Annotated in this window: 20 protein-coding genes and 1 tRNA gene; 6 read left to right on the forward strand and 15 right to left on the reverse strand. The window is 57.8% G+C overall.

The features are described 5' to 3' along the window. The first annotated feature begins 20 nt into the window (after positions 1-20). Both GSQ86_RS00330 and GSQ86_RS00335 read left to right on the forward strand, forming a co-directional pair. Complete coding sequence (locus GSQ86_RS00330; RefSeq protein ID WP_216840957.1) at positions 21-1,313, forward strand: MgtC/SapB family protein; 1,293 nt, start codon at positions 21-23, stop codon at positions 1,311-1,313. A 61-nt stretch (positions 1,314-1,374) separates the two neighbouring features. After that, positions 1,375-1,800, forward strand: a complete 426-nt coding sequence (locus GSQ86_RS00335) for a DUF1810 domain-containing protein (RefSeq protein ID WP_158747969.1) — start codon at positions 1,375-1,377, stop codon at positions 1,798-1,800. Between the two features lie 38 nt (positions 1,801-1,838). Here GSQ86_RS00335 and GSQ86_RS00340 read toward each other — a convergent pair whose 3' ends face one another. The 4 genes from GSQ86_RS00340 to GSQ86_RS00355 all read right to left on the reverse strand — a co-directional run bounded on the left by GSQ86_RS00340 (position 1,839) and on the right by GSQ86_RS00355 (position 4,824). Further along, complete coding sequence (locus GSQ86_RS00340) at positions 1,839-2,138, reverse strand: hypothetical protein (RefSeq protein WP_158747970.1); 300 nt, start codon at positions 2,136-2,138, stop codon at positions 1,839-1,841. Positions 2,139-2,184: 46 nt separating this feature from the next. After that, positions 2,185-2,469, reverse strand: a complete 285-nt coding sequence (locus GSQ86_RS00345; protein WP_158747971.1) for a GNAT family N-acetyltransferase — start codon at positions 2,467-2,469, stop codon at positions 2,185-2,187. Between the two features lie 8 nt (positions 2,470-2,477). Further along, positions 2,478-3,311, reverse strand: coding sequence for a Ku protein (locus GSQ86_RS00350; RefSeq protein ID WP_158747972.1), 834 nt, complete (start codon positions 3,309-3,311; stop codon positions 2,478-2,480). A 448-nt stretch (positions 3,312-3,759) separates the two neighbouring features. After that, entirely contained in the window at positions 3,760-4,824 is a 1,065-nt protein-coding gene (locus tag GSQ86_RS00355; RefSeq protein WP_158747973.1) for a VWA domain-containing protein, read from the reverse strand. A 339-nt stretch (positions 4,825-5,163) separates the two neighbouring features. Between GSQ86_RS00355 and GSQ86_RS00360 the strand changes: the two genes are divergently transcribed. From GSQ86_RS00360 to GSQ86_RS00375, 4 genes are all read left to right on the forward strand, one after another. Continuing rightward, entirely contained in the window at positions 5,164-6,456 is a 1,293-nt protein-coding gene (locus GSQ86_RS00360) for a VWA domain-containing protein (protein WP_254062042.1), read from the forward strand. Next, on the forward strand, positions 6,453-7,325 hold the full coding sequence (locus tag GSQ86_RS00365; RefSeq protein ID WP_158747975.1) for an EamA family transporter: 873 nt from the start codon (positions 6,453-6,455) through the stop codon (positions 7,323-7,325). Before GSQ86_RS00360 ends, GSQ86_RS00365 begins: the two co-directional genes overlap by 4 nt. Before the next feature lie 161 nt (positions 7,326-7,486). Beyond that, positions 7,487-7,696, forward strand: coding sequence for a hypothetical protein (locus tag GSQ86_RS00370; protein WP_158747976.1), 210 nt, complete (start codon positions 7,487-7,489; stop codon positions 7,694-7,696). A 38-nt stretch (positions 7,697-7,734) separates the two neighbouring features. Continuing rightward, entirely contained in the window at positions 7,735-10,161 is a 2,427-nt protein-coding gene (locus tag GSQ86_RS00375) for an ADOP family duplicated permease (protein WP_158747977.1), read from the forward strand. 602 nt (positions 10,162-10,763) lie between these two features. Here the strand turns inward: GSQ86_RS00375 and rpoC are convergent. The 11 genes from rpoC to GSQ86_RS22900 all read right to left on the reverse strand — a co-directional run. After that, positions 10,764-14,954, reverse strand: a complete 4,191-nt coding sequence (rpoC, locus tag GSQ86_RS00380; RefSeq protein WP_158747978.1) for a DNA-directed RNA polymerase subunit beta' — start codon at positions 14,952-14,954, stop codon at positions 10,764-10,766. Between the two features lie 127 nt (positions 14,955-15,081). Then, positions 15,082-19,563 carry a DNA-directed RNA polymerase subunit beta gene (gene rpoB / locus GSQ86_RS00385; protein ID WP_158747979.1) on the reverse strand — a complete coding sequence of 1,494 codons (4,482 nt, stop codon included), beginning with the start codon at positions 19,561-19,563 and terminating at the stop codon, positions 15,082-15,084. 720 nt (positions 19,564-20,283) lie between these two features. Continuing rightward, the gene (gene rplL, locus GSQ86_RS00390; protein ID WP_158747980.1) at positions 20,284-20,661 is read right to left on the reverse strand and encodes a 50S ribosomal protein L7/L12; all 378 of its coding nucleotides are present in this window, start codon (positions 20,659-20,661) and stop codon (positions 20,284-20,286) included. A 164-nt stretch (positions 20,662-20,825) separates the two neighbouring features. Further along, positions 20,826-21,515, reverse strand: a complete 690-nt coding sequence (gene rplJ, locus GSQ86_RS00395; protein WP_158747981.1) for a 50S ribosomal protein L10 — start codon at positions 21,513-21,515, stop codon at positions 20,826-20,828. 79 nt (positions 21,516-21,594) lie between these two features. Next, positions 21,595-22,305: a 50S ribosomal protein L1 gene (gene rplA, locus GSQ86_RS00400; RefSeq protein ID WP_158747982.1), complete on the reverse strand. Its 711-nt coding sequence runs from the start codon at positions 22,303-22,305 to the stop codon at positions 21,595-21,597. A gap of 137 nt (positions 22,306-22,442) precedes the next feature. Continuing rightward, a complete protein-coding gene (gene rplK / locus GSQ86_RS00405; protein ID WP_158747983.1) occupies positions 22,443-22,883 on the reverse strand; it encodes a 50S ribosomal protein L11 in 441 nt (146 codons plus the stop codon). An 83-nt stretch (positions 22,884-22,966) separates the two neighbouring features. Continuing rightward, positions 22,967-23,569 (reverse strand): transcription termination/antitermination protein NusG, encoded by a 603-nt coding sequence (gene nusG / locus GSQ86_RS00410; protein WP_158747984.1) that lies wholly within the window; start codon positions 23,567-23,569, stop codon positions 22,967-22,969. A 20-nt stretch (positions 23,570-23,589) separates the two neighbouring features. Next, positions 23,590-23,871, reverse strand: a complete 282-nt coding sequence (gene secE, locus GSQ86_RS00415; protein ID WP_158747985.1) for a preprotein translocase subunit SecE — start codon at positions 23,869-23,871, stop codon at positions 23,590-23,592. Positions 23,872-23,958: 87 nt separating this feature from the next. Then, a tRNA-Trp gene (locus GSQ86_RS00420) sits at positions 23,959-24,034 on the reverse strand. A gap of 61 nt (positions 24,035-24,095) precedes the next feature. Continuing rightward, entirely contained in the window at positions 24,096-24,245 is a 150-nt protein-coding gene (gene rpmG, locus GSQ86_RS00425) for a 50S ribosomal protein L33 (protein WP_158747986.1), read from the reverse strand. 205 nt (positions 24,246-24,450) lie between these two features. After that, positions 24,451-24,917: EF-Tu/IF-2/RF-3 family GTPase (locus GSQ86_RS22900; protein ID WP_254062037.1), on the reverse strand; the 467-nt coding region annotated here is incomplete at its 5' end.

Genomic DNA, 24,917 nt, shown 5'->3' on the forward strand with positions numbered 1-24,917 from the left:
AGAATCGCATCTATTAAAAAGTGTTGCTTTTGATGGATGTGCCGAGTCTGGCATGGCCGGAGCACTGGCCGTTTCTGCCTGTCCTCGAGAGGTTCGCCGTTGCCGTGTCGATTGGGCTGTTTGTCGGCGTGGAGCGCGAATTTAGCGGAAAGATGGGCACCAGGACATTCGGGCTGGTTGCCATTCTGGGCTGCGTGGCTGGTCTGGCCGGATCGCAGTTTATCTGGATGGCAACGGCGGTTCTGCTGCTTGTACTAGGGCTGATTAACTGGCGACGGCTTTCCGCGCACGATCATCTAGCGACTACAACCACTCTCAGCCTCAGCATTGTTGCCTTCTGCGCAGTGCTGTGCGGCATGGGGCACCTTTATACGCCGGTGCTGGCGGCGATTCTTTGTAATTCGCTGCTGGCATGGAAGCGGCCGATCCATGCGTTCACCACCGGACTGTCGCAACAGGAGGTGCGCTCGGCGATTCTGCTGGCGGCGCTCACCTTCATCGTGATGCCAGTGCTTCCGTCGCATCCGGTGGGGCCGGGGCATCTGGTCGATCCGCGATCGAACTGGGCGAGCGTCGTCATCATTGCCGGCATCGCGTTTATCAATTACATTCTGCTGCGCTCGCTGGGGCCGCGAGGAATGGAGCTCACTGCATTTTTTGGCGGCCTGATCAACAGCCGCAAAGTGATTGTCGAATTCATTATGCGAGCTCAGAGCAACAGCGAGATGCTGCTGCCAATCATCTTTCGCGGCGTGATGCTTGCGACCAGCGCGATGGCTATACGGAATGCGATCATCATCGCCGTGCTCTCTCACTCAAAGGAGGCGATCCTGTTATCGATTGCTCCGATGGGGCTTATGCTGCTGTTGAGCGTGGCGCTTTGGCGAAGCCATCCGGTGCTGGTGGATAACACTTCGCCCAAGCCGCTGACACTGGATTCGCCATTCAGTTTCTCTGCTGCGCTGAAGTTTGGCCTCGTGTTTCTTGCATTGAATGTGATTGGTGCTCTTGCGCAAAGAAACTTCGGGTCGGCAAGTTTTTATTTCGTGAGCGCGGCGGGCGGCCTGCTTTCGAGCGGGTCTTCCATCGCTTCGGCTGCGACACTGATTCGTCATGGTGAGCTGCCGCCAGCTACCGGAGTCAATGGTGTGGTGATCGCCAGTTTGACGAGCGTGCTGGTTAATATTCCTTTGCTGCGGCGATTACCTTCGACGGGAACGTACCGTTCGAAATTGACGTTCAGCCTTATCGGCATTGCTGCTGCAGGGGCGCTTGGGGTCACCGTGAATGCGATCTGGATACGCTTCCGATAATCGTTTTCTTTGCGGAAGCGGGATGCTCAGATGTTCTGAGACAGAGATGACGGGGTGAAAGATGCAGGACACTTATAATTTGCAGCGCTTTGTGGATGCTCAGGACTCTGTGTATGAGCAGGTGTGCGCGGAGTTACGCGCGGGACAGAAACGGAGCCATTGGATGTGGTTCATTTTTCCGCAGATTCAGGGCTTAGGGCAAAGTTCGATGGCGATTCGCTTCGCCATCTCCTCGCTCGATGAGGCGAAGGCATATTTGCAGCATCCGGTACTTGGGCCGCGGCTGAGGGAGTGCAGCGGGTTGGTTGCCGCTATTGAAGGCCATTCGATCGATGAGATTTTCGGATATCCGGATGACCTGAAACTGCACTCTTCCATGACTTTGTTTGCCAGGGCTGCTCCGGAAGACCCGGTATTCCAGGAAGTGTTGCAGAAATACTTCCACGGTGAGCCGGACCATCAGACACTAAAGCTTCTGAAGGTTTGATTTTTCGACAGACCGACTGCTGACCGGAATGTTTACGGTTACATGGTCTGGCGCTGAAAGCCCATATCGTGGAGCTGATAGACAAACGCGGTCATGGGCATATCGAAGATCTGGCCGGTGGTGAAATGCTTCTCTGCCTGATCCAGAATCTTATGCGGGATATTGATGATTTCCGCGAGATACTCGCGAAGATCCAGCCAGGGAATAAACTTCGTAGCCCAGCTCTGTTTTGGGCCGAGGTAGCGGCCTTCCCAGGCGATCGCCATGATGACACCCGGCTCGGTGGTGCGTTGAATACGGAGCTGTACTGTTACCAGCGTATCGGTTTCTTCGGCCATCAGGTTCATGACCGATAGTGCGGCGTACGGCTGAATCGTTTCGCAGCTACCTGGGTGCCACGACCACGGATTGGTATTGCGAGTGGGTGTTGACGAAGTCCGCCACGAAGGAACATTGCGGAACAACACGAAGACCCTGCTGGACGGCGTAGTCGAGTGCGGCCTTTGCGAGGGCCGTGCCCACGCCGCGACCACTGAGCGAAGACGGCACCTCGGTGTGGGTCAGGGTCATGGTCTTGTCGCGCATGAGGTAGTTGAGAAAGGCCGTCTTCGATCCCACTTCAACTTCGAAACGATGCTTCAGGGTGTTGTTGGTGATGTTCAACGTCATTGCTTGTATTATGCGGCCTTCCTGCGTTGCGGTGTTCGCCTGGCGCTCTTCGCCGGCTTTCCTTTTTCTTTCAAGCTCTGGCGCAGTGCATCCATCAGGTCGATGACCTTTCCTTTGGGAGTCTTCGGCTCTTCCTGCGGCAGGGGCTTGTTTTTCAGCTTGGCGTTGACGAGGGTGCGCACGGCGGTTTCGTACTCGTCCTTGTAATCGCTGAGCTTGAATTTCTCGGTATTGCTGGCGATGAGCTGGCGCGCGAGGGAGAGCTGTTTCGCGTCGACTGCGACGTCTTTGATGGAGGAGACGTAGTCTTTCGGGCTGCGCAATTCATTTTCAAAACGAAGTGTGTAGAGCATGAGGCCCTTTTGTTTCGGATCGGTGGGAGCGGCAAGGGCGACCAGATGTTCGCGGCCGCTGAAGGCAATTTTGCCGATGCCGATGGATTGAGTCTGCTCGAGAGCTTTGCGCATGATGGCGATGGCCTTGGCCTGGGCTTCGTCTTTGGGCGCTACGAAGTAAGGGCGATCGAAGAGCTCGGGTGGCAGCTCTTCTGCTTTAGCGAACTGCGCGATTTCCATGGTGGTCGCGGTGGGGATGCGCAGCTTCTTGAGCTCGTCGGGCTCGATCTGGATGTACTTCCCTTTTTTGTATTCGTAGCCTTTGACGATATCGGCAGCATTCACGGGCTCGTCGTCTGCAACGTTCTGGTGGTGAATGCGCTTGCCGGATTCGCGGTCGATCTGGTGGAACTCGACCTGGCGGGCGGAGTTGCTTGCCGGGAAGATTTTGACGGCGATGGAGACGAGTGAGATCTGAATCTGACCTGACCATGTGGGACGTGCCATCGGGAGCTCCTTGTCTTTGTCTGATTCAAGGAGTGGCGATTGGGCTGTCCGGGAAAGGCCCCGGGGCTGAAGCCTCTTTTCTTTTCGTGGCCGGTTCACCGGGCTAAAGCCCGGTGCTTCTTCCTGAAAAGCGTGACGTCTGAGAAGCCCCGGTCTCAAATCGAGAACTGGGGCACCCGCTCCGTGCTTTCATCGGATTCCGTGATGATGGGATTCAGGAACCAAGATGGTTGGGGATTCTTCGTCGCTTTGCTCCTCAGAATGACGGGGTTTATCACGAGAAGAACGGGTATATCACGCCTTATAGGAACGGGTGTATCGCGCCTTTGGAGAAATGATCGTAATCTGGGATGGCGGCAGACTGCTTCACAGAATGACGTTTTCATCTCCGCCGTGACGCTACACGTTCGCCGGGTGAAATTGAATCAGAAGATGGATGGCAAGCTAGCTATTCTGTTGAGGGAATGGCGTAGTAGCCTTTACGCGCCTGAACCTTTAGGCCGTCACCTTTGCAGGAGATATCGAGCTTGCGGTAGCTGCCGTCAAGCTTGTTATTGGTCGGCGTGTAGCTGGCGAGGTATTGGGTGCGCAGCTCGTCTTCGATCTGCTGGAAGGCGGCTTCCATCTTTTTGCCGTTGTTGCCGACATCGATCATGCGGCCGCCGGTTTCATCGGCCATTTTTTTCATGGCGGAGGCTCCGGTGTAGCCAATGTTCATGCCATAGCCGTATCTGCTGCTGTAGAAGCCGCGATCGGCAATGAGCAGCACATAAATGATGGTATTGGCCTTCTGCGCGGCTTCGATGGCATCCTGAATCTTGTAGCTGCTGCCCTGGTCTTCGCCGTCGGTGAGCAGGACGAGGGCCTTGCGGCCAGTCTCGGAGCGCATCTTGTCATTCGAGGCCTGGTAGACGGCGTCGTAGAGCAGAGTACCCTTGGGCGTGCCGCTTACGGGCACAGGCCCCTGGCCGATTCCGGGGACGCCACCACTGCCGCCGCCGACATTAATCTGCGCTTCGTCCATGGCTTTTTCGATCTGGCGCGGGCTGCTGGTGAAATCCTGCAACAGACTTATCTGCACATCGAAGGAGACGAGGAAGGCCTCGTCCTTCGAGCGCAGGATGCGCTTTACGAAAGCGCTGCCGGTCTGCTGCTCCATGGGCAGGACGTTCTGCTGGCTGCCGCTGGTATCGAGCATGATGCCAAGAGTCAGGGGCAGGTCGGATTCGGCGGAGAAGTTCTTGATCTTCTGCGGAGTTTTGTCTTCGATGATGTTGCAGTCGTCCTTCGTCAGGTTCGGGATGAGGCCGTTGTGCTTGTCGCGCACGGTGAAGTAGAGGCTGACGAGGTTGACGTTGACCTTGAGGGTGGTGGTGGCCCGGTCTTCCACCTGCGTCGTGTCCGGAGCATTGCTTTCGGGCGAGGCATCGGGCGATGGAGCTTCCTGCGCGAAGACGGTCAGCGCGGCGCTGGAGAGCAGAAGCAGGACGGGAATGATTTTGCGGAATCGCATATTTATGGTCGTTTTCGAGTATGCGCGATACATTTTCTGCAGGCTGGTCCCCCCGGTGCGTTGCTCTGGCGGTCGATGTTTCGAGCAATTCCTTCGCTTGCGCTCGGGATGACAAACCTTGTTCGCTAATCATTGGACGAGGAATTGGGTATAAAGGTCAATTCCTCCCGCTGGTGCGCGCAAAACGATCTGCCGCGTCAGTCTGGTAATCTTACAGTAGCTCAGACCGCTTTGGCGCGACTAACGAAACAGGGGTCGAGAGCATCTAAAAGCAATGAAATCTTCTGCCGCGCGCCAGACGGCAGTTGAATGTACGAAGTGGGCGGGGGTTTTTACGTGATGCAAGGTGCCTTGGCAGCAGTGCTGGCCTTTTTTATGCTGGGAGCGTTCCAGCAGCAACAGCAGAGTATTCCGGACGCGCCAGCGCCCCAGCCTGCCGGACCGGCTGGCCTTTCGAACCTGAAAGACCAGGTGACGCCGGGCAGCAGCACAGGCCGCGACGCGGTACAGAGTGCGCCAACACCAGGCGGCGTTCCGCCATCGCAATCTACTTCGTCTTCGGATACGCAATCGGCTCCGCAACAGGACAATACGCCGCAGCAGGAAGCTCCTGAGGTCCCCAAGCCCGGTGAGACGGGTGCCTACCTGATCCGCACCGGTATTACATATATCGATGTTCCGACTACAGTTCGCGATAAAAAGCATCAGCTGGTGGCTGGCCTGACGTGGCGGCAATTCAAGGTTTATGAGGATGGCCAACGGCAGAAAATCGCGTTCTTCTCGGTTGATCCGCTGCCTATTTCCACGGCTTTTGTTGTCGATCAGAGCCTGCCCTCGGATGTGATGAACAAGGTCAACCAGTCGATGTCGGCGGTAACGGGCGCGTTCACCCCTGCTGATTCCGTGGCGATTTTTGCTTATAACAGCAGCACGAGCATGATTACTGACTTTACCGGCGCGCAGGGCGCACGGCTTCCCGCCGCTTTCCAGAGGGCAAAATCTTCAGGCCGCGATATGGGCGTGGTTTCACCCGGCGGTCCGCTCGATAACGGGATGACCATCAATAACAAGCAGGTTGACCCGAACCTTGCGCCACAGCGCGGCAATGCCGGATTTATCGTGATCCCGAAGGAAGTGCATCCGCTCAACGATGCGATTCTGGCGGCAGCCAAGCAACTGGCGCAGCAGCCGAAGGGCCGCCGCCGTGTGCTGTATGTCATCAGCGATGGCAAGGAGTCGGGCAGCAAGGCTTCGTATAAGGAAGTGGTTCGCTACCTGCTGACGAATAATATTTCGGTTTACGGCACCTTGGTGGGTGATTCGGCGATGTGGGGTGTCGGCTATCTCGACAAGTGGCATATTCCGCTGCTGCCCACGATGCGCGACAACATTCTTCCGAAATATGCGCTTGCCACTGGCGGCGCGCTGGAATCGCAATTCTCTGAGAACGGCATTCAGAACAGCTTTGCCAAGATCACCGAATCGGTACGCGCGGCTTACACGCTGGGCTATTACAGCCACGCAGGCATGATGAGCGACAAGTTCCACAAGATCACGGTGAATGTAGAAGTGCCAAATCTGGATGTTACGGCCAAGGATGGGTATTATCCGTCGGCCTCCATGCAGCAATGACGATAACGAGCGGCGAGGCTTCAGGGCTTGCCCTGCTCGCCGCGGCAGTCTGGGGAACATCTGACTTTCTAGGCGGCATGGTGACGCGCAAAGCGTCGCCGGGCATCATTTTGCTGATCGCTCATGGCATTGGGCTGCTAGCTCTGCTGGCAATTCTGCTTGTTCACCCGATGGGCCTTCCTACGCTCTATACAGTGAAGTACGGCCTGATTGCGGGGCTGGCCGGCGGCATTGGACTGCTGGCGCTTTATAAGGCTCTCTCGCTGGGTTCCATGGGGCTGGTAGCTGCGCTTTCCGGCGTGATTACGGCATCGGTTCCGGTGCTGGTTTCCTTTTTCAGCGAGGGCAGGCCGTCGCTGCTGAAGCTCGCGGGTTTTGCGGTGGCAATTGTGGCGATCTGGCTGATTGCCTATACCCCGACGGCTGAGGTGCATCCGCACGGCCTTTGGCTGGCGGTTCTGGCGGGTATCTGCTTCGGGATTCTGCTGGTTTTCCTGCATATTGCGGGAAGAGACAGCGTGATGTGGGCGCTCACCTTCTCGCGTGTCGCTTCAGTTTCCTGCGCCGGGGTTTTGACGCTGATCACACTAAAAACCCTGCGCGCTCACGAGCCGGCGGAAGGGCCAGGTATTCAGTGGCGGGTGGTCTTGCCGCTGGCGGCTGCTGCGGGACTGCTCGATACCCTGGGGAACCTGCTCTATACGGCGTCCTCGCTTGCGGGACGGCTGGATGTGGCGGCGGTACTCTCGTCGCTTTATCCTGCTGGAACGATTCTGCTGGCAGCGTTGGTGCTGAAGGAGCGGGCGACGCGCAACCAGACTGCGGGAATGGCGCTGGCAATGCTTGCCGTCGCTATGATTTCAGCTTAGGATGGTAGCCAAGATTTCTGCGAGTGCCTTTCGATAGGGAAGTGCTCTGCAATTTCCCAATTGGGAAGTGTAACCCTTACGATTCCCATTCGTAACATGCAAGAGCAGAAATAGGTTATCTAAGGGTGACAATGCGGCTCTCCTATGATTACCATTGGATAATGCTTAACGCTCAGACCCCCGAGCGGACTCAGATACTTGCGGCACTGGAAAGGGACCTGGCGACAAAGAAAGATCAGCTCAATCTGCTGATTTCAATGTTCCATGGTATGCCGCGGATGTCTCGTTCCTATATTGTTCCGGTCTTTCGCTCCACGCGGCGAGAGATTGCGACGCTGCGGCGGCAGATTCGTGGCCTGCGGCACTATTGAGTTTCTTCCCTTCTTTCCGTTCTGAGGAAAATCCAATCATGCGAACCGGCAGGAACTTTCTTTCGCGCCAGAATCTCGGCACAAATCTCCTGATTGTTCTGCTGCTTTCTTTCGGGCTGGGCGCGGCGGCAGTTCTCTATACCGCGCTGGAACGGCTGCTGCTGCATGCGCTTCGCGTAGACCATCCGAAAACACTGGTTCGTATCGTCGAAAAGCGGCCGCCGATTACAAATTCGGCGTGGTTTTCATACAGCACGTATGAGGCGATTCGGCAGATGTGCGATCTGGGAGAGGTCGCGATCGAGGGCAATTTCGATACGGCTGTGACCACGAACAATACCGTCCAGCCGATTGTGGCCAGCATGGTATCCGGAAGCTACTTCTCCATACTGGGAGCTTTGGCAGAGACCGGGCGCACGTTGAATCAGGCCGATGAGAAGGCGCAGGCGGGCGTTCCCGTTGTCCTGAGCCATCGCTTCTGGGTCAGCGAATTTGGCGGGGCGGCTGCGGCGGTCGGGTCGACGCTCATGGTGCAGGGCCAGCCCTTCACGATTGTCGGCGTGATGCCGCAAAGTTTCTTTGGCACGAAGCTCGATGCCAGCCCGGATGTGTGGCTGCCTTTGTCGGCGCAGCCGCTACTTTCTACTACACCCTTGAATGCCAAGGAGCCGGATCGTTATTTTTCGATCTTTGCCCGCTTAAAGAATGGCGTGAATTTGGCTCAGGCGCAGGCGGAATTCACAGGAATTTACCGAGCGATCCAAAAAGCGAATAGCGATACAGATACGCAAAGACAGGGGCTGCTCGTGCCTATTGCCGAAGGCTCGTTCGCATTGCGAGAGCAGTTTGGCCGCGCGCTCACGCTGCTGTTGTGGGGATTGGCGGGGCTGCTGCTGATGGTGAGCGCGAGCATTGCGGGATTGTTGCTGGCGCGATCCGCTCGGCGTGAAAGCGATACGGCGGTGCGGCTTGCGCTCGGTGCGAGCCGTGCGCGCCTGATTCTGCAAGCACTCGGCGAATCCGCGGTGTTGGGATTGGTGGGTGCCTCTGGCGGTGTGATCGTTGCCTCGTTCCTGTTTGCGCCACTGCTCAAGAAGCTGCTTCCGGCAAGCCAGACTCCTCTGCCGGTGTCACTGGTTCCCGATCTGAAGATTGACCTGATGGCGGTCGCTCTGGCCTTCGGCATCAGCCTGATCTTCGGCGTGATTCCCGCATGGATGGCGTCGCGGACTACGCCGCAGCAGGCGCTGCGCAAAGGCTCTGCAACGCGGCGCTCCAGCCGGTTCAGCCGGAGCCTGATGATTCTTGAAACGGCGGTGACGCTGGTTCTGCTGATGGAAACCGGCTTGCTGATGCGGACCTTTTACGTGCTGCGACATACCAGCCCCGGCTTCGATGTGGAGCACCTTGTGAGTTTCACGCTGGACATGGGGCTAAGCGGGCGCGGGAAAAGCATAGCTCCCACTTTTCCGGAAGAGTTGCGACAACGAGTTGCGACGCTGCCGGGCGTGCGTGACGCGAGCCTCGCAAGCGCTCCGCTCATGCAGCGGATCGGGATGAAGACATCCGTGGCGCTGCCGGGACAGAAGATTCCTTCGCGGTCATTTCTGAATACCAGCCTGGACAACGTATCGAGTAGCTTTTTTACAACGCTCAGTATTCCTCTGCTCTCCGGCCGCAGCCTGGTGGAAGCCGACGCAGAGCGTTCCGCACCGACGCCGACCGTGATTAACGAGGCCTTTGCCAGAGCGATCTTTCCGGATCGCAATCCCATTGGCCAAACCTTTGGAATGGGCGAAGCTGAGAGTGTGGCCAAGGCTACAAATATTGTTGTGGGCGTGGCAGGAGATTCGAAGTACCGGTCGCTGCGGGAGGCGCTGCAGCCGATTTACTTCACGCCGATTGGGCAACGGAATGATTTCGGTTCGCAGTTTTATCTGTATGTCCGTACGAAGGGGTCGCCTTCGGCGGTGATCGGCGAGGCGCGTAAAATTCTTTTCGCTCTGGCGCCGCAACTTCCCTTTTCCCACGTCGCCACTATGCAGGAGCAGGTGAATGAATCGCTCTGGCAGGAGCGTCTGCTGACGACGCTTGCCGCGGTCTTCTCGATCGTTTCTATTTTGATGGCGGGAGCGGGGCTGTACGGGCTGCTGGCGTATGAAGCAAGCCGGAGAACACGTGAGTTCGGTATTCGTACGTCGGTAGGCGCTCAGAGGTGGGATAGCGGCGCGCTTATGGTTCGGGAGCTGATGGCGATTGTGCTTCCGGGGGTGGTGATAGGCGGGGCGGTCTGCCTGTTGCTCGCGCGTGTTGTTGCGGCGGTGCTTTACGGCGTGAAGCCGCTCGATGGGCTATCACTTATGGGGGCTTTGCTGGCGGTGCTGTTGATTGGCTCTGTTGCCGCATGGCAGCCGATGCGGCGGGCCATGCAGGTCGATCCTGCAATTGTTTTGCGGGATGAGTGATTCTCTGCCATAGAGCTCATTCGGCCATTCTGCAACCCACATCTCAGAAGCGAGATGTGGGGCAGCCGGCGTATCACCGATGTCCTTTGGAGTGGGAATGAAGCCGGTAGTGGGTCAGTTTTCAAACTACAACAACTATAGTTACCGAAATCCCCGTTTTGGGGGAAGAACTGGAAGTAGCTTTTGAATGCTCTTGATTGGCACAACGGGCGGCTATCTCGATGCCAAGGCCCTTGGCAGGAGCTTCCAGATAGCACTGCTCGAACTCAGCTCTTTGGGAAACAGAGTTGCCCCGTACGGCCCAGCGACGCTCGCAATCAGGCACAAGATCTGTTTCGTGGACCCAATAAACACGGACGGGTATCCCTGACTGGCTAGAAAGCGTCCGAATAACACCTCGGCTTCCGTGAAGCTCGGCGGTGGGTCACTTGCGAAGTCCGTCATTTTGAAATTATCTGTCAATACAGGCAAAGCAGACAGCACCAGTAACTGTATTGCTTACGAAACTAACCCAAAACAAAAAGCCTCAGCAAAATAGCTGGGGCTTTTTCGTTTGCCTTGGACGGCGAGTCCGCCGCCGAGGCATTGCTTTTGTGAGCAGGTTATTCGGCGGCCATTTCTTCGGCTTCGCCTTCCTGACGCATCATTTCGAGTTCGCGCTCGGCTTCCTCGAAGGCTGTCTTTACTTCCTCCTGGACCTTGGCTGCCGCTTCTTCCAGCTCGGGTGAGAGCGAGATGTTGCGGTAGTATTCCATGCCGGTTCCAGCCGGGATGAGACGGCCTACGATGACGTTCTCCTTGAGGCCGCGCAGGTTGTCGACGGCGCCGTTGATGGACGCCTCCGTCAGTACGCGCGTGGTCTCCTGGAAGCTGGCTGCCGAGATGAAGCTCTCGGTCGACAGCGACGCCTTGGTGATACCGAGCAGCAGCGGACGGCCAATGGCCGGACGCCCACCGTTCGAGATGACCCGATCGTTTTCGTTGCGGAAGCGGAACTTATCGACCTGCTGTTCGAGCAGGAAGTTGGTGTCGCCGACTTCCTCGATCTTCACCCAGCGCAGCATCTGGCGGACGATAGTCTCGATGTGCTTATCCGAGATGGCCACGCCCTGGAGACGGTAGACTTCCTGGATTTCGTTGACCAGGTAAGCCTGCAGCTCCTTTTCACCGAGCACGGCAAGAATGTCGTGCGGGTTGAGCGGTCCATCCATCAGCGGCTCGCCGGCGCGCAGGCGTTCACCTTCCTGCACGTTGACGTGGACGCCACGGGGCACCGAGTATTCCTTCTCCTCGCCGTTGTCAGCGGTGACGTAGATCTTACGCTGACCCTTCGAGACTTCACCGAACTTCACCACACCATCGATCTCGCTGATGATGGCGGTTTCGCGCGGCTTGCGGGCTTCGAAGAGTTCGACGACGCGGGGCAGACCGCCGGTGATGTCCTTCGTACGCGTGGTTTCGCGCGGGATCTTGGCAAGGACATCGCCAGGGAAGACTTCGTCGCCGTCCTGGATCATAAGGTGAGCGCGTGAAGGCATCAGATAACGCTTGTTGCCCTTCGCTCCCTTAATGATGATCGCAGGCTGACGCTTCTCATCGGGCGAATCGCCAACAACGAGACGCGAGAGGCCGGTGACTTCATCCACTTCTTCATGCAGGGTGATGCCTTCCTGCAAGTCCTTGAACTGGATGGTGCCGCCGATTTCGGTCAGGATGGCGAAGGTGTACGGATCCCACTCGGCCAGTGCCTGACCAAGCTGAACCTTCGCACCATCTTCAACCTTGAGCTTCGCGCCGTAAACGATCTGGTAGCGTTCCTTTTCACGGCCACGGTCATCGACCACAGCGATCGAACCGGAGCGGTTCATGGCAACCAGGTCGCCCTGCTTCGAGCGGACGGTGACCATGTTGATGAAGCGGACGGCACCGTTGTTCTTGGCATCGAGCTTCGACTGTTCCGAGACACGCGATGCGGTACCACCGATGTGGAAGGTACGCATCGTGAGCTGCGTTCCAGGTTCACCGATGGACTGTGCAGCGATGACGCCGACTGCTTCGCCAAGCTCAACCATCTTGCCGGAGCCGAGGTTGCGGCCGTAGCAGAGGATGCAGACGCCGCGCTTGGATTCGCAGGTAAGCACGGAGCGGATCTTGACGCGCTCGATGCCGGCTGCCTGAATCTGCGATGCGAGGTCTTCGTTGATCTCCTGGTTGATGTCGACGATGACGTTGCCTTCGAAGTCCTTGAGCTTTTCGAGCGAGACGCGACCGATGATACGGTCACGCAGCGGCTCGATGATCTCGCCGGATTCGACGATCGGAGTCACGTAGATGCCTTCGACGGTTCCGCAGGTCAGTTCGCTGACGATGACGTCCTGCGCCACGTCGACGAGACGACGGGTGAGGTAGCCGGAGTCAGCGGTCTTGAGAGCGGTATCGGCCAGACCCTTACGCGCGCCGTGCGTCGAGATGAAGTATTCGAGCACGGTGAGGCCTTCACGGAAGTTCGCCGTGATGGGCGTTTCGATGATTTCGCCTGACGGCTTGGCCATCAATCCACGCATGCCGGAAAGCTGACGAATCTGCTGCTTCGAACCACGAGCGCCGGAGTCGGCCATGATGTAGATCGGGTTCATGGCTCCTTCCTTGTCTGCGTTCTTCATGTTGTTGAACATTTCGTCAGCAACACGTTCGGTTACGGTCGACCAGAGCTGAATGACCTTGTTGTTGCGCTCACCGTTGGTGATGGCGCCGTCAAGGTACTGTTGCTGCACGGCAAAGCGCTGCTTTTCCGCTTCGCGCACGACGCCGTACTTCGTGTCGGGGATGACCATGTCATCGAGACCGACGGAGAGGCCGGAGCGTGTCGCGTACTGGAAGCCGAGTTCCTTGATGCGGTCGAGCATCTTGACCGTGACTTCAAGGCCGAGGTTCAGGTAGCAGTAGTTGACCAGCTGGCCGATGCCCTTCTTCTTGAGCAGGCCGTTGACGTAAGGCATGCCTTCGGGAAGCGCGTCGTTCAGGATGGCGCGGCCGACGGTCGTGGTGATGTACTGCTTGTCGTACTCGACCGGCTCGGTGTGCGTCAGATCCTGATCGTCGTATGCGGTGGTCATGTCGAGGACAGGACCGGTGTAGCGCAGACGGATCGGCGACAGGGTTTCGATTTCCTTAGCTTCAAGAGCCATGAGCACTTCTTCGGTGTTGGCGAAGACGCGGCCCTCACCCTTGGCGCCCTTCTTGGCCTTGGTCAGGTAGTACAGTCCGAGAACCATGTCCTGGGTAGGAACGGTGATCGGCTGACCTGACGCGGGCGACAGGATGTTGTGCGAAGCAAGCATGAGCACGCTGGCTTCCACCTGCGCTTCGGGCGACAGCGGGATATGCACGGCCATCTGGTCACCGTCGAAGTCCGCGTTGAAGGCGGTGCAGACGAGCGGGTGGATCTTAATGGCCTTGCCTTCGACCAGCACGGGCTCGAAAGCCTGGATGCCGAGGCGGTGCAGGGTTGGGGCGCGGTTCAAGAGCACCGGATGGTCCTTGATGACTTCTTCAAGGATGTCCCACACGATGGGCTCCTGCATTTCGACCATCTCTTTTGCCTGCTTGATGGTGGTGCAGTGGCCTGTCTGCTCAAGGCGGTGATAGATGAAGGGCTTGAAGAGTTCAAGCGCCATCTTCTTCGGCAGACCGCACTGGTGCAGTTTCAATTCTGGACCGACAACGATGACTGAACGGCCAGAGTAGTCAACGCGCTTACCGAGCAGGTTCTGACGGAAGCGGCCCTGCTTGCCCTTGAGGGTGTCGGAGAGCGACTTCAGCGGACGGTTGTTGGCGCCACGCAGCACGCGACCACGACGACCGTTATCGAAGAGCGCATCAACAGCTTCCTGCAGCATGCGCTTTTCGTTGCGCACGATGACCTCAGGCGCATGGAGATCCATGAGCTTCTTGAGGCGGTTGTTGCGGTTGATCACGCGACGATAGAGATCGTTGAGATCAGAGGTCGCAAAGCGGCCGCCATCGAGAGGCACCAGCGGGCGCAGCTCGGGCGGAATGACCGGGATCACGTCGAGAATCATCCACTGCGGCTTGTTGCCCGACTTGCGGAATGCCTCGACGACCTTGAGGCGCTTGGAGTACTTGAGGCGCTTCTGCAGCGAGGTTTCAACCTTCATGCGCTCACGCAGCTCGATGGCCAGCTCTTCGATCACGACGCGCTTGAGCAGCTCCTTGATGGCCTCGGCGCCCATCATGCCTTTGAAGCCGGAGGGGCGATACTGCTGGTCGAGTTCGCGGAAGCGGTTCTCGTCCTTGATGATCTCGCGCTCGCGGGTGGGCGAGTCGCCTGGATCGACGACAACGTAGCTCTCGAAGTAGAGGACCGATTCGAGGTCGCGCAGGGAGATATCGAGCAGGTGGCCGATACGCGACGGCAGGCCCTTGAAGAACCAGACGTGCGAGCAGGGCGAAGCGAGCTCGATGTGGCCGAGGCGCTCACGGCGAACCTTGGACAGTGTGACTTCAACGCCGCACTTGTCGCAGATGACGCCGCGGTGCTTCATGCGCTTGTATTTGCCGCAGAGACACTCCCAGTCAGTGACCGGGCCGAAGATGCGGGCGCAGAACAAGCCATCGCGCTCCGGCTTGAAGGTGCGGTAGTTGATGGTTTCAGGCTTCGTTACTTCGCCATGCGACCAGCTGCGAATCTTCTCGGGCGAAGCGAGCGAGATGCGGATAGCATCGAAATCCGTGATCGGGCTGGTTAATTCAAATGGGCTGGAACGGTACAAGGTGACCCTCCTTGAGTTCCGGGTACTTCTGTTTGGGGTGGCCTGTCGCTCCCGGCATGACAGATCCCATAATTCTGAAAAATCTCAATCAGCAGGTGAGGGCCGAAGCCCTCGCCTGTTTTGCCGCTTAGTCGGCGGCTGCGAATGTTGGCAGCGGCTGCTTCTTTGCGTCGTCGCCTACCTGCTTGATGAGTTCCACATCAAGGCAGAGCGCCTGCAGCTCGCGGATCAACACGTTGAACGATTCCGGCACGCCGGGCTCGATGGCTGCCTCACCCTTGACGATGGCCTCGTAAATCTTGGTACGGCCATAGACGTCATCGGACTTGGCGGTGAGCAGCTCCTGGAGGATGTAAGCGGCACCGTATGCTTCCAGTGCCCACACTTCCATTTCTCCGAAGCGCTGGCCACCGAACTGCGCCTTACCACCCAGCGGCTGCTGCGTGATGAGCGAGTACGGCCCGATGGAGCGAGCGTGGATCTTGTCGTCAACCAGGTGCGAGAGCTTGAGCATGTAGATGTAGCCCACGGTCGCCGGCTGTTCGAACTCTTCGCCGGTCATGCCGTCGAAGAGCGGTGTCTTGCCGGAGCTGGGAAGTCCAGCAGCAGCAAGCAACGCCTTGATCTCGGTTTCGCGCGCGCCGTCAAAGACCGCGGTGCCAAACCAGATACCCTTCTGCATGCCAAGACCAACGCGCCTGACCTGCTCGTCGTCCAGCTCAAGAAGCTGGCGCAGAGCGGCAGTGCCGGTGAAGCGCTCCTTGAAGACTTCACGAATCACATTGGCGTCCTGGTTCTGCTTGACGATCTCGGCAACCTGCGCGCCGAGTTCGTGTGCGGCCCAGCCAAGGTGCGTTTCGAGAATCTGACCGACGTTCATACGCGAAGGCACGCCCAGCGGATTGAGAACAATCTCCACCGGCTTGCCATCGGGCAGATACGGCATGTCTTCCTCAGGAAGGATGCGCGCGATGACGCCCTTGTTACCGTGGCGTCCGGCCATCTTGTCACCGACCGAGAGCTTACGCTTCATGGCGATGTAGACCTTGACCAGCTTGATGACGCCCGGAGAAAGCTCGTCGCCCTTCTGCAGCTTCGAGATCTTCTCGTTCGTGATCTTGCGCAGCACATCGATCTGACGCGAGGTCATTTCCTCGATCTCGTCGATCTGCTCATTCACGCGCGGATCCTTGTCGTTATAGCGGATGCGCTTGAGGTTCTTGGTCGAGATCAGCTCGATGGTGTCGCGGTCGAGGATCGCTCCCTTTACGAGGAGGCGCTTGTTGGTGCGCTCGTCATGCAGGTCGGCCAGAACTTCCTTGCTGCCGAGGATCGCTTCGAGGCGCTTCAAACGCTCGTCGGTGAGAATACGAATCTCATCGGCGAGGTTCTTTTCGAGCTTCGCAACCTGTTCGGCTTCGATCAGCTTGGCGCGCTCGTCCTTCTCCTGACCCTTACGGGAGAAGATGCGAACGTCAACCACCGTGCCTTCGATACCCGGAGGGCAGGTGAGCGATGCGTCGCGCACGTCGCCGGCCTTCTCACCGAAGATGGCGCGCAGCAGCTTCTCTTCCGGAGTGAGCTGCGTCTCGCCCTTGGGCGTGACCTTACCGACGAGAATGTCGTTGTGCTTGACCTTCGCGCCGATGCGGATGACACCGCTCTCGTCCAGATCGCGCAGTGCGCTCTCTGAGACGTTGGGGATGTCACGGGTGATCTCTTCCGGTCCAAGCTTCGTGTCGCGCGCTTCGATCTCGAACTCTTCGATGTGAACCGAGGTGTAGTAGTCCTCACGAACGAGCTTTTCCGAGATGAGGATCGCGTCCTCGAAGTTGTAACCGCGCCATGGCATGAAGGCCACGAGCACGTTGCGTCCGAGACCAAGCTCGCCCTGCTCCGTGCAAGGACCGTCAGCGATGACCTGACCCTTGAGTACGCGGTCGCCATGACGAACGATCGGCTTCTGGTTGATGCAGGTGTTCTGGTTCGAGCGCTTGAACTTGGTCAGCTGGTAAATGTCCGAACCAACTTCACGCGACAGCTGCGTCGGATGATGCTCGCCTTCGACGCGGATGATGATGCGCTCAGAGTCGACGGAGTCAACCACGCCATTACGACGGGCGAGAATGACGGCGCCGGAATCGCGGGCAGTGACGCCTTCCATGCCGGTTCCGACAAGCGGAGCTTCCGATACGAGCAGCGGCACCGACTGGCGTTGCATGTTGGCGCCCATCAGCGCGCGGTTCGCGTCGTCATGCTCAAGGAACGGCACGAGCGATGCAGCAACCGAGACAAGCTGCTTGGGGCTTACGTCAACGTAGTCCACTTCCTTGCGGTCGACGAGGACGAAGTTGCCTTGACGGCGGGCATTCACCAGCTCTTCGGTGATGTTGCCGTTCTCGTCAAGCTCGATGTTCGCCTGCGCGATGGTGTGACGATCTTCTTCCCACGCCGAGAGATAGAAGGAGAACGGATCGAAATCAATCGCGCGCTTCTTGTCCTTCTTCAGCTGGTTGTTCAGCTTGATCGCCTCGGACTTTTCGAGGTGATCACCGACACGCAGACCACTCTCACCGGCGTTGGTGACCTGAACGTAATCGAGCACGCGGTGATCGCGCACGCGACGATAGGGCGACTCGATGAAGCCGTATTCGTTGATGCGGGCAAAGCACGAGAGCGAGCTGATCAGGCCGATGTTCGGACCTTCCGGCGTCTCAATCGGGCAGATACGGCCGTAGTGCGTCGGGTGCACGTCGCGGACTTCGAATCCGGCGCGCTCACGCGAGAGACCGCCAGGCCCAAGGGCGGAGAGACGGCGCTTGTGCGTGATCTCCGACAGAGGGTTGGTCTGGTCCATGAACTGCGAGAGCTGCGAAGAACCGAAGAACTCGCGGATAGCAGCCATGACCGGCTTCGCGTTGATGAGGTCGTGCGGCATGGCCGTCGACATCTCCTGGTAAACGCTCATCTTTTCCTTGATGGCGCGTTCCATACGCACGAGGCCGATGCGGAACTGGTTCTCCATCAACTCACCGACGGCGCGCACACGGCGGTTGCCGAGGTGATCGATGTCGTCAACGATGCCGATGTTCTTGCGCAGCTTAAGCAGGTAGCGGATGGTTCCGTAGAAGTCTTCCGGCGTCAGCGTGCGCTTGTCGAGCTGGGTGGCGTCCTGGTTCTCATACAGCTTGATGTTGAACTTCAGACGGCCCACGCGCGAGAAGTCGTACTTGCGCGGATCGAAGAACATACCTTCGAAGAGCGCAGTCGCGGTATCGAGCGTCGGCGGATCGCCTGGGCGCAGCTTGCGGTAAATCTCGATCAACGCCTCTTCCGGCTTGCGGACGGAATCGCGGCGCAGGGTGTTGGTGATGATGTTGCCCACGTCGTCGCGATCGGGGAAGAAGACTTCGATGGTCGATACGCCGCTCTGCGCGATCTTGTGCAGCTTGTCAGCGGTCAGCTCCTGGTTGGCTTCGAGGAAGATTTCGCCCGTAGTCGTGTCGATCACGTCGGCTGCGGTGATGGCACCGTCCAGCTCGGAGGTTTCGATTTCGACTTCGGAAACCTTGTTCGCACGCAGAGCCTTCAGGATCGAAGGCGTGATCTTGCGGCCCGAGTGCGCAATCTCTTCACCCTTGACGGTGACGGCATGCGCAGGCTTCGCGCCCAGCAGATGCGTCGGCTTCTCAGCGCTCTCTTCGAGCTTCCAGAAGAGCTTCGCGTCCTTCACCGAGATCCTGTCGACGGTGTAGAAGGTCTTGAGAATCTCTTCGTCGGACTTGAGACCAAGCGCGCGCAGGAAGATGGTTCCGAGGAACTTGCGCTTGCGGTCGATGCGGACATAGAGCGTGTTCTTCTGGTCGTACTCGAACTCCACCCATGAGCCACGGTAAGGGATGATCTTGCCGAGGAAATAGGTGCGGTTGTTCGCCGTCTCAAAGAAGACGCCGGGCGAACGGTGCAGCTGCGAAACGATGACGCGCTCGGTGCCGTTGACGATGAAGGTGCCGTTCTGCGTCATCAGCGGAATGTCGCCGAAGAAGACTTCCTGCTCCTTGATGTCGCGAATGGTCTTGGCGCCGGTTTCTGCGTCCTTGTCGTAGATCGTCAGGCGCACGGTGACTTTAAGCGGAGCAGAGAAGGTCATGCCGCGCTCTTCGCACTCGGCCTGGTCGTACTTCAGCTGCAGGCTGACCGGGTCGCCGCACTTGTTGCAGAAGTCAGGCGTGTTCTTGTTGTAGGTGCCGCACTTGTGGCAGAGCACATCACCGGGATGGAACGGGTCGGTGATGACCATGGCTCCGCAGGTGACGCAGGCGGTGCGCAGGTGGTGCAGCCCTTTCAGGTGTCCGCACTTACATTCCCAGTTGCCGATCGAAAAGTCGACGAAATCAAGCTGCGAGATATTGCGAAAATCGGTGATGGGGAAGACCGAGGTGAAGACGGATTGCAATCCATTGTCTTCGCGCTCGGAAGGTAGCTTGTCCATCTGCAGAAAACGCTCATACGAACGGCGCTGCACTTCGATCAGGTTAGGGATTTGGATGGATGTAGGAATCTTGGAAAAATCGAGACGGCTGCGTAGGGCGCGGTTCTCGTTCGACATGCTTCACTCCTGGGGCTCGTAAACGCGAGGTTGAAAGACATGCTGTCCGAGTCATACAGCATGCCGGGGCTATTTCTTATCCTGCCGTATTCGCCCTCGCGCGAAGACGGCATGGTGTTTCTACCAAATGAACCTGCGAGCCGAAACGGAACGCACAGGAAGAAAACTCCGGAGCTTTCCACATCTCCGGCCTTGCAAAACCAGACAACCTCGCGGTACAAACTAACGTCAGAGCGAGTGCTGGATGACAACGACTGCTAGTGCAGCATGAGGCGGGGTGCCGGAGTAAGGCGTGGCTGATGGGAGTTCGGGAAGAAAAGAGACGAAACAAATGCCAAAAGCCCGTAGAGACAAGATGTCTTACGAGCGCCACAACCGGATTGTGCACTTGTTAAAAACAGAATGTTCGTTTCCCGCCGCTTCGCAAACTGCGTGTATGCCGCCCTACAGCCGATCCCAAGTTTCACATCTGCAAGTCCGCCGCATGCCCACAGATATGCCGACAATCATTGTGCCGAATCGCTCACTGCTAATACCGTAATTTTCAGGTAGAGTAAAATGACTGATTCTAAATAGATTACAGTACAACCTAATCAAGAATCTGCTCCAACCGCGCTTCCTTCACCGGCCATCCAGACAAAAGAAAGCCAAGCGGAACGCGCAATACTCATCATAGCGCGTTCCGCTTTGGCATGCAACTTGCCTTGTTGACAAATGAGCTTACTTTACTTCTACTGTTGCGACGCCGTCGAACTTCTTCTTAATGGCTTCCGCGTCTTCCTTGCTGATGTTTTCCTTCAGAGGCTTCGGAGCACCGTCAACCAGGTCCTTGGCTTCCTTCAGACCCAGCGAGGTGACTTCGCGTACGGCCTTGATGGTGTTGATCTTGTTCGCGCCCGCATCCTTGAGGATGACGGTGAACTCGGTCTGCTCAACAGCTGCAGGAGCTGCCGCACCTGCACCCGCACCGGCCACGACAACCGGAGCCGCCGCTGCTGCCGAAACGCCAAGACGCTCTTCGAGCTTCTTTACCAGGGCTGCTGCGTCCAGCAGGCTAAGCCCGACAATCTGATCTTCCAACTGCTGCAAATCCGCCATGATGTTCTCCACTTGAAACTAAAATTTTGTTTTACCCTCCGGAACGTTGCCGTCCCGGTTGCCGCTTGCCTGATTTGAGGTTTCCGTTGTGCCCAGACTTAGCACCCCTCAAGCCTTGCTTTGCGACGAATACTCTCAGCTTTCCGCCAATCGCCTGAGGGCGATTAGCTGGCGGCTACTTCTCCGCCTGAAACTTCTGGTTCCGACGTGGCCACTTCGGCCGCAGGGGCCGGCTCCGCGCTTACAGCCGCTTCTTCCACCGCTGCAGGCAGCTCTACGGCTTGCGCCTGCTCTACGGCAGGGGCTTCGCCCGCAGAAGCCTGCTCGCCGGCAAACTTGTTCTTCTCGACCGCCTGGTTGATGACAACCGCCAGGTCGCGGCCCGTCGCGTTGATGACGGTGGCCAGACGCTGCGCCGGAGCATTGATAAGGAAGAGCAGCTTTGCGAAGATCTCTTCTTTACCCGGCATGGTCGCCAGCTGCTTGACCTCATCGACGTTGATCACTTTGCCGTCGATGATGCCCAGCTTGAAGGTGAATTCTGCGTTCTCGCCCACCCAGGTTGCCAGCGCCTTGGCCAGGGCGACCGGGTCGCCGCTGGTGTAAGCGACGGACGAAACGCCTTTCAGCCCCTGCAGCGCAGCTTCGATCTGTGTGCCCTTTGCGGCACGGCCGGCAAGCTTGTTCTTGAGCACGCGGTAACGGCCGCCTGCAGCGCGAACGGTTTTGCGCAGCTCGAAATCCTGCGCGACGGTCAATTTGGCAAAGGTACCGATAATCGCGCTGGTCGAGCCCTCAAGCTCGTGCGCCAGCTGCGTAACCTTCTCTGCCTTTTTTGCTCTGGTCAATGCCATTGTTCTGAATCCTTACTGGCCACCACCTGCGGCGCATTGCGCTCATACAGACTGGCCGGAAACCTGAAATCTTATTCGCTTAACCCTTGGCAGCTGCGTCGGCAACTGCGCTGTCGAGCGAAATACCGGGGCCCATCGTTGAGCTGAGCGTCAAACCCTTGATGTATTTGCCCTTTGCCGCGGAAGGCTTGGCGCGCATGACACTCGTGATGACGGTCATCGCATTGTCCACCAGCTTCTCCGGCGGGAACGAAAGCTTGCCCACAGGAACGTGCACCAGGGCCGTCTTATCCGTGCGGAACTCAATCTTACCGGCCTTGATTTCCTTCACAGCCGCAGCCACATCGCTCGTTACCGTGCCCGTCTTGGGGTTCGGCATCAGGCCACGGGGACCAAGAACCTTACCGAGACGACCCACTGATTTCATCATGTCGGGCGTCGCGATCAAAGCATCAAAATCGGTCCAGCTTTCCTTCTGAATCCGCTCGACCAGCTCTTCGCCGCCGACAATGTCTGCGCCCGCCGCTTCGGCATCACGCTGACGGTCGCCAGTCGTAATGACGGCAACCTTCTTGGTCTTTCCCAGGCCGTGCGGAAGAACGACAGTGCCGCGCACCATCTGGTCTGCGTGCCGGGGATCGACACCAAGCCTGAACGTCAGATCGACAGTCTCATCAAACTTTGCAAATTTGATTTTCTGCAGGAGCGGTACCGCATCCTGGAGCGCGTAGGGACGTTTTTCAACAGCAGCGCGCGCCTTCGCAGTATTCTTGCTGACTTTCTTTGCCATGTATCCTCGTCTCCCACCGCACAGTCGATACTGCCTGCTGGCCGTGGTGTTGTTGACTGCGTCCTAAATTTAGACGCATCTTTGATTATGCCACAGATTAGCGCTTTTCCTACAGAAATGCGCTTCTATGTCGGCCTTTACGCCGTGATTTCGATACCCATCGAGCGCGCCGTGCCCTTGATGCTCTTGACCGCGGCTTCAACCGAAGCGGCATTCAGATCGGGCATCTTCTGCTTGGCGATGTCGAGTACCTGGGCTTCCGTCACCTTGCCGACCTTGTTCTTGTTCGGCGTGCCCGAACCCTTGGCCAAGTTCGCTGCCTTCTTGAGCAGCACGGCCGCCGGAGGCGTCTTGGTGATGAAAGTGAACGTGCGGTCGACGTAAACGGTGATGACAACGGGGATGATAAGGCCCGCCATCTCCTTGTTCTGCGTGCGCGCGTTGAACTGCTTGCAGAACTCCATGATGTTGACCTGCGCCTGACCGAGCGCCGGACCAACCGGGGGCGCTGGGGTGGCTTTACCGGCTTCAATCTGGAGCTTGACCTGAGTCTGTACTTTTTTTCCTGCTGGAGGCATTTCTAACGACCTTTCTTTACGGCGAGCTTTTCGCTCAGCCAGATTCTTGTCCTACAAACTTCTCGCGGAATGTGCCGCGCTTCCTAAGCGATCTTTTCAACCTTGCCGAATTCAAGCTCAACCGGAGTCGAGCGGCCAAAGATCGTCACCATCACCTTAAGCGTCTCGCGGTCTTCATTGACTTCATCTACGACGCCGTTAAAGTTGGCAAACGGCCCTTCGGTGATTCGCACCGACTCGTTCTTCTCGAACTTGATCTTGAGGCGCGGCTTCTCTTTCGAGACATCCGTGCGGAAGAGGATCGAGCTGACTTCTTCTTCGCTCAGCGCGACCGGCTTATCACCGGTGCCGAGAAAACCCGTGACCCGCGGCGTGTTCTTGATGACATGCCAGAGGTCATTGTCGAGGTCCATCTCAACCAGCACGTAGCCGGGCAGAAACACCCGCTCCACCGTGCGCTTTTTGCCGTTGACGATTTCCGTCACCGGTTCGGTTGGAATCATCACGCGGCCGATCCTGCTCTGCAGGCCGAAGGCCTGTACGCGGCTCTCAAGCGACTCGCGCACCTTGCGCTCAAAGCCCGAGTATGCGTGGATGATGTACCACTTGAAGCGCTCGCTGGCTGGAGGCGCAAGCTGTTCAGAACTCTCGCTGCCAGTGTTTCCGTCTTGAGTTTCTTCCGCCATGATTCCTTCTTCTGACATGATTACTGACCACCCAGCCAGTGCAGCAACCACTTCAATGCGCTGCCGAAAATCGAATCGACTACATAGAAGAACGCTGCGAAGACGAAGACCGTAATGATCACAACGAGCGTAGTCGACTGCACTTCGGAGCGCGAGGGCGTGACGACCTTGCGCATCTCGCCGCGCACGTCCTTGAGGAAGTCAGTGGTGCGCGCCCAGAGTGTTGCCACCTGATTCGTCGAGCTGCTTTTCTGCGGAGAGCTGGAACGCTCTTCACCGGTTGCCAGTGCTGCCTTCGCCATAACGCTTCCTTCTTTTACGCTTTCACAGCTTACGCTGCTTTTACGGCAACCCTTCAATGGCAGCGGGCTGCAAACTGCATTCTTCTCTGGCAGGGGCGCTCGGATTCGAACCGAGAAGTTCGGTTTTGGAGACCGACAGTTTAACCATTGAGCTTACGCCCCTGAGACTGACTGTCCGGGCATCCGCGCCCTTCCGGGCGCACCTGAAACAGTCCATTTGCTAGCTATTTCGTTTCTTTATGGTCTGTGTGCTTGCGGCAACGGCTGCAGAACTTCGAGAACTCAAGGCGGCCAGTGGTCGTCTTCTTGTTCTTCGTCGTCGAGTAGTTCCGTTCCTTGCACACGGGACACTGTAATGTCACAATTTCGCGCATTTCTTTATCCTAACCGATTGCCGGAAAGACTGCTCCGGCGATCTTTTCTTCTGCTGGAGCCGGGCCTGAAGGCCCTTGTGAATCCAGCGATATTTCCGAGGGCTAAAGCCCTCGGCTTCTACCTGTTGCAATTCTGCACTGAACTTCGTTCCCGCTCCAGACCTTGGCGCGCAAAGCGCGCGTCTGCCTGAACGACAGCCTGTCCTTAGTTCAAAATCTCAGTGATGGTGCCGGCGCCTACGGTGCGTCCGCCTTCACGAATCGCGAAGCGCAGACCCTTCTCCATCGCCACCGGAGTGTGCAGCTCGATCTCGAGTGCGATGTTGTCGCCCGGCATCACCATCTCCGTGCCTTCCGGCAGCTTCGCCGTTCCCGTCACATCCGTCGTGCGGAAGTAGAACTGCGGACGGTAGCCGTTGAAGAACGGAGTGTGACGTCCACCCTCTTCCTTCGACAGCACATAGATCTCGCCCTTGAACTTGGTGTGCGGCGTAATCGATCCCGGCTTCGCCAGAACCATGCCACGCTCCACGTCTTCCTTGGCGATGCCGCGCAGCAGAAGTCCCGCGTTGTCGCCGGCCAGACCTTCATCCAGCTGCTTCTTGAACATTTCAACGCCGGTCACAACCGTCTTGCGCGTCTCGCGGAAGCCTACGATCTCCGCTTCCTCGC

Source organism: Acidobacterium sp. S8, from assembly GCF_009765985.1.
Taxonomy (GTDB): domain Bacteria; phylum Acidobacteriota; class Terriglobia; order Terriglobales; family Acidobacteriaceae; genus Alloacidobacterium.

Coding starts and splice junctions, on each gene's coding strand:
- GSQ86_RS00335 (WP_158747969.1), top strand. CDS start 1,375: ATGCAGGACACTTATAATTTGCAGCGCTTTGTGGATGCTCAGGACTCT.
- GSQ86_RS00340 (WP_158747970.1), bottom strand. CDS start 2,138: ATGGCCGAAGAAACCGATACGCTGGTAACAGTACAGCTCCGTATTCAA.
- GSQ86_RS00345 (WP_158747971.1), bottom strand. CDS start 2,469: ATGACGTTGAACATCACCAACAACACCCTGAAGCATCGTTTCGAAGTT.
- GSQ86_RS00350 (WP_158747972.1), bottom strand. CDS start 3,311: ATGGCACGTCCCACATGGTCAGGTCAGATTCAGATCTCACTCGTCTCC.
- GSQ86_RS00355 (WP_158747973.1), bottom strand. CDS start 4,824: ATGCGATTCCGCAAAATCATTCCCGTCCTGCTTCTGCTCTCCAGCGCC.
- GSQ86_RS00360 (WP_254062042.1), top strand. CDS start 5,164: ATGCAAGGTGCCTTGGCAGCAGTGCTGGCCTTTTTTATGCTGGGAGCG.
- GSQ86_RS00365 (WP_158747975.1), top strand. CDS start 6,453: ATGACGATAACGAGCGGCGAGGCTTCAGGGCTTGCCCTGCTCGCCGCG.
- GSQ86_RS00370 (WP_158747976.1), top strand. CDS start 7,487: ATGCTTAACGCTCAGACCCCCGAGCGGACTCAGATACTTGCGGCACTG.
- GSQ86_RS00375 (WP_158747977.1), top strand. CDS start 7,735: ATGCGAACCGGCAGGAACTTTCTTTCGCGCCAGAATCTCGGCACAAAT.
- rpoB (WP_158747979.1), bottom strand. CDS start 19,563: ATGTCGAACGAGAACCGCGCCCTACGCAGCCGTCTCGATTTTTCCAAG.
- rplL (WP_158747980.1), bottom strand. CDS start 20,661: ATGGCGGATTTGCAGCAGTTGGAAGATCAGATTGTCGGGCTTAGCCTG.
- rplJ (WP_158747981.1), bottom strand. CDS start 21,515: ATGGCATTGACCAGAGCAAAAAAGGCAGAGAAGGTTACGCAGCTGGCG.
- rplA (WP_158747982.1), bottom strand. CDS start 22,305: ATGGCAAAGAAAGTCAGCAAGAATACTGCGAAGGCGCGCGCTGCTGTT.
- rplK (WP_158747983.1), bottom strand. CDS start 22,883: ATGCCTCCAGCAGGAAAAAAAGTACAGACTCAGGTCAAGCTCCAGATT.
- nusG (WP_158747984.1), bottom strand. CDS start 23,569: ATGGCGGAAGAAACTCAAGACGGAAACACTGGCAGCGAGAGTTCTGAA.
- secE (WP_158747985.1), bottom strand. CDS start 23,871: ATGGCGAAGGCAGCACTGGCAACCGGTGAAGAGCGTTCCAGCTCTCCG.
- rpmG (WP_158747986.1), bottom strand. CDS start 24,245: ATGCGCGAAATTGTGACATTACAGTGTCCCGTGTGCAAGGAACGGAAC.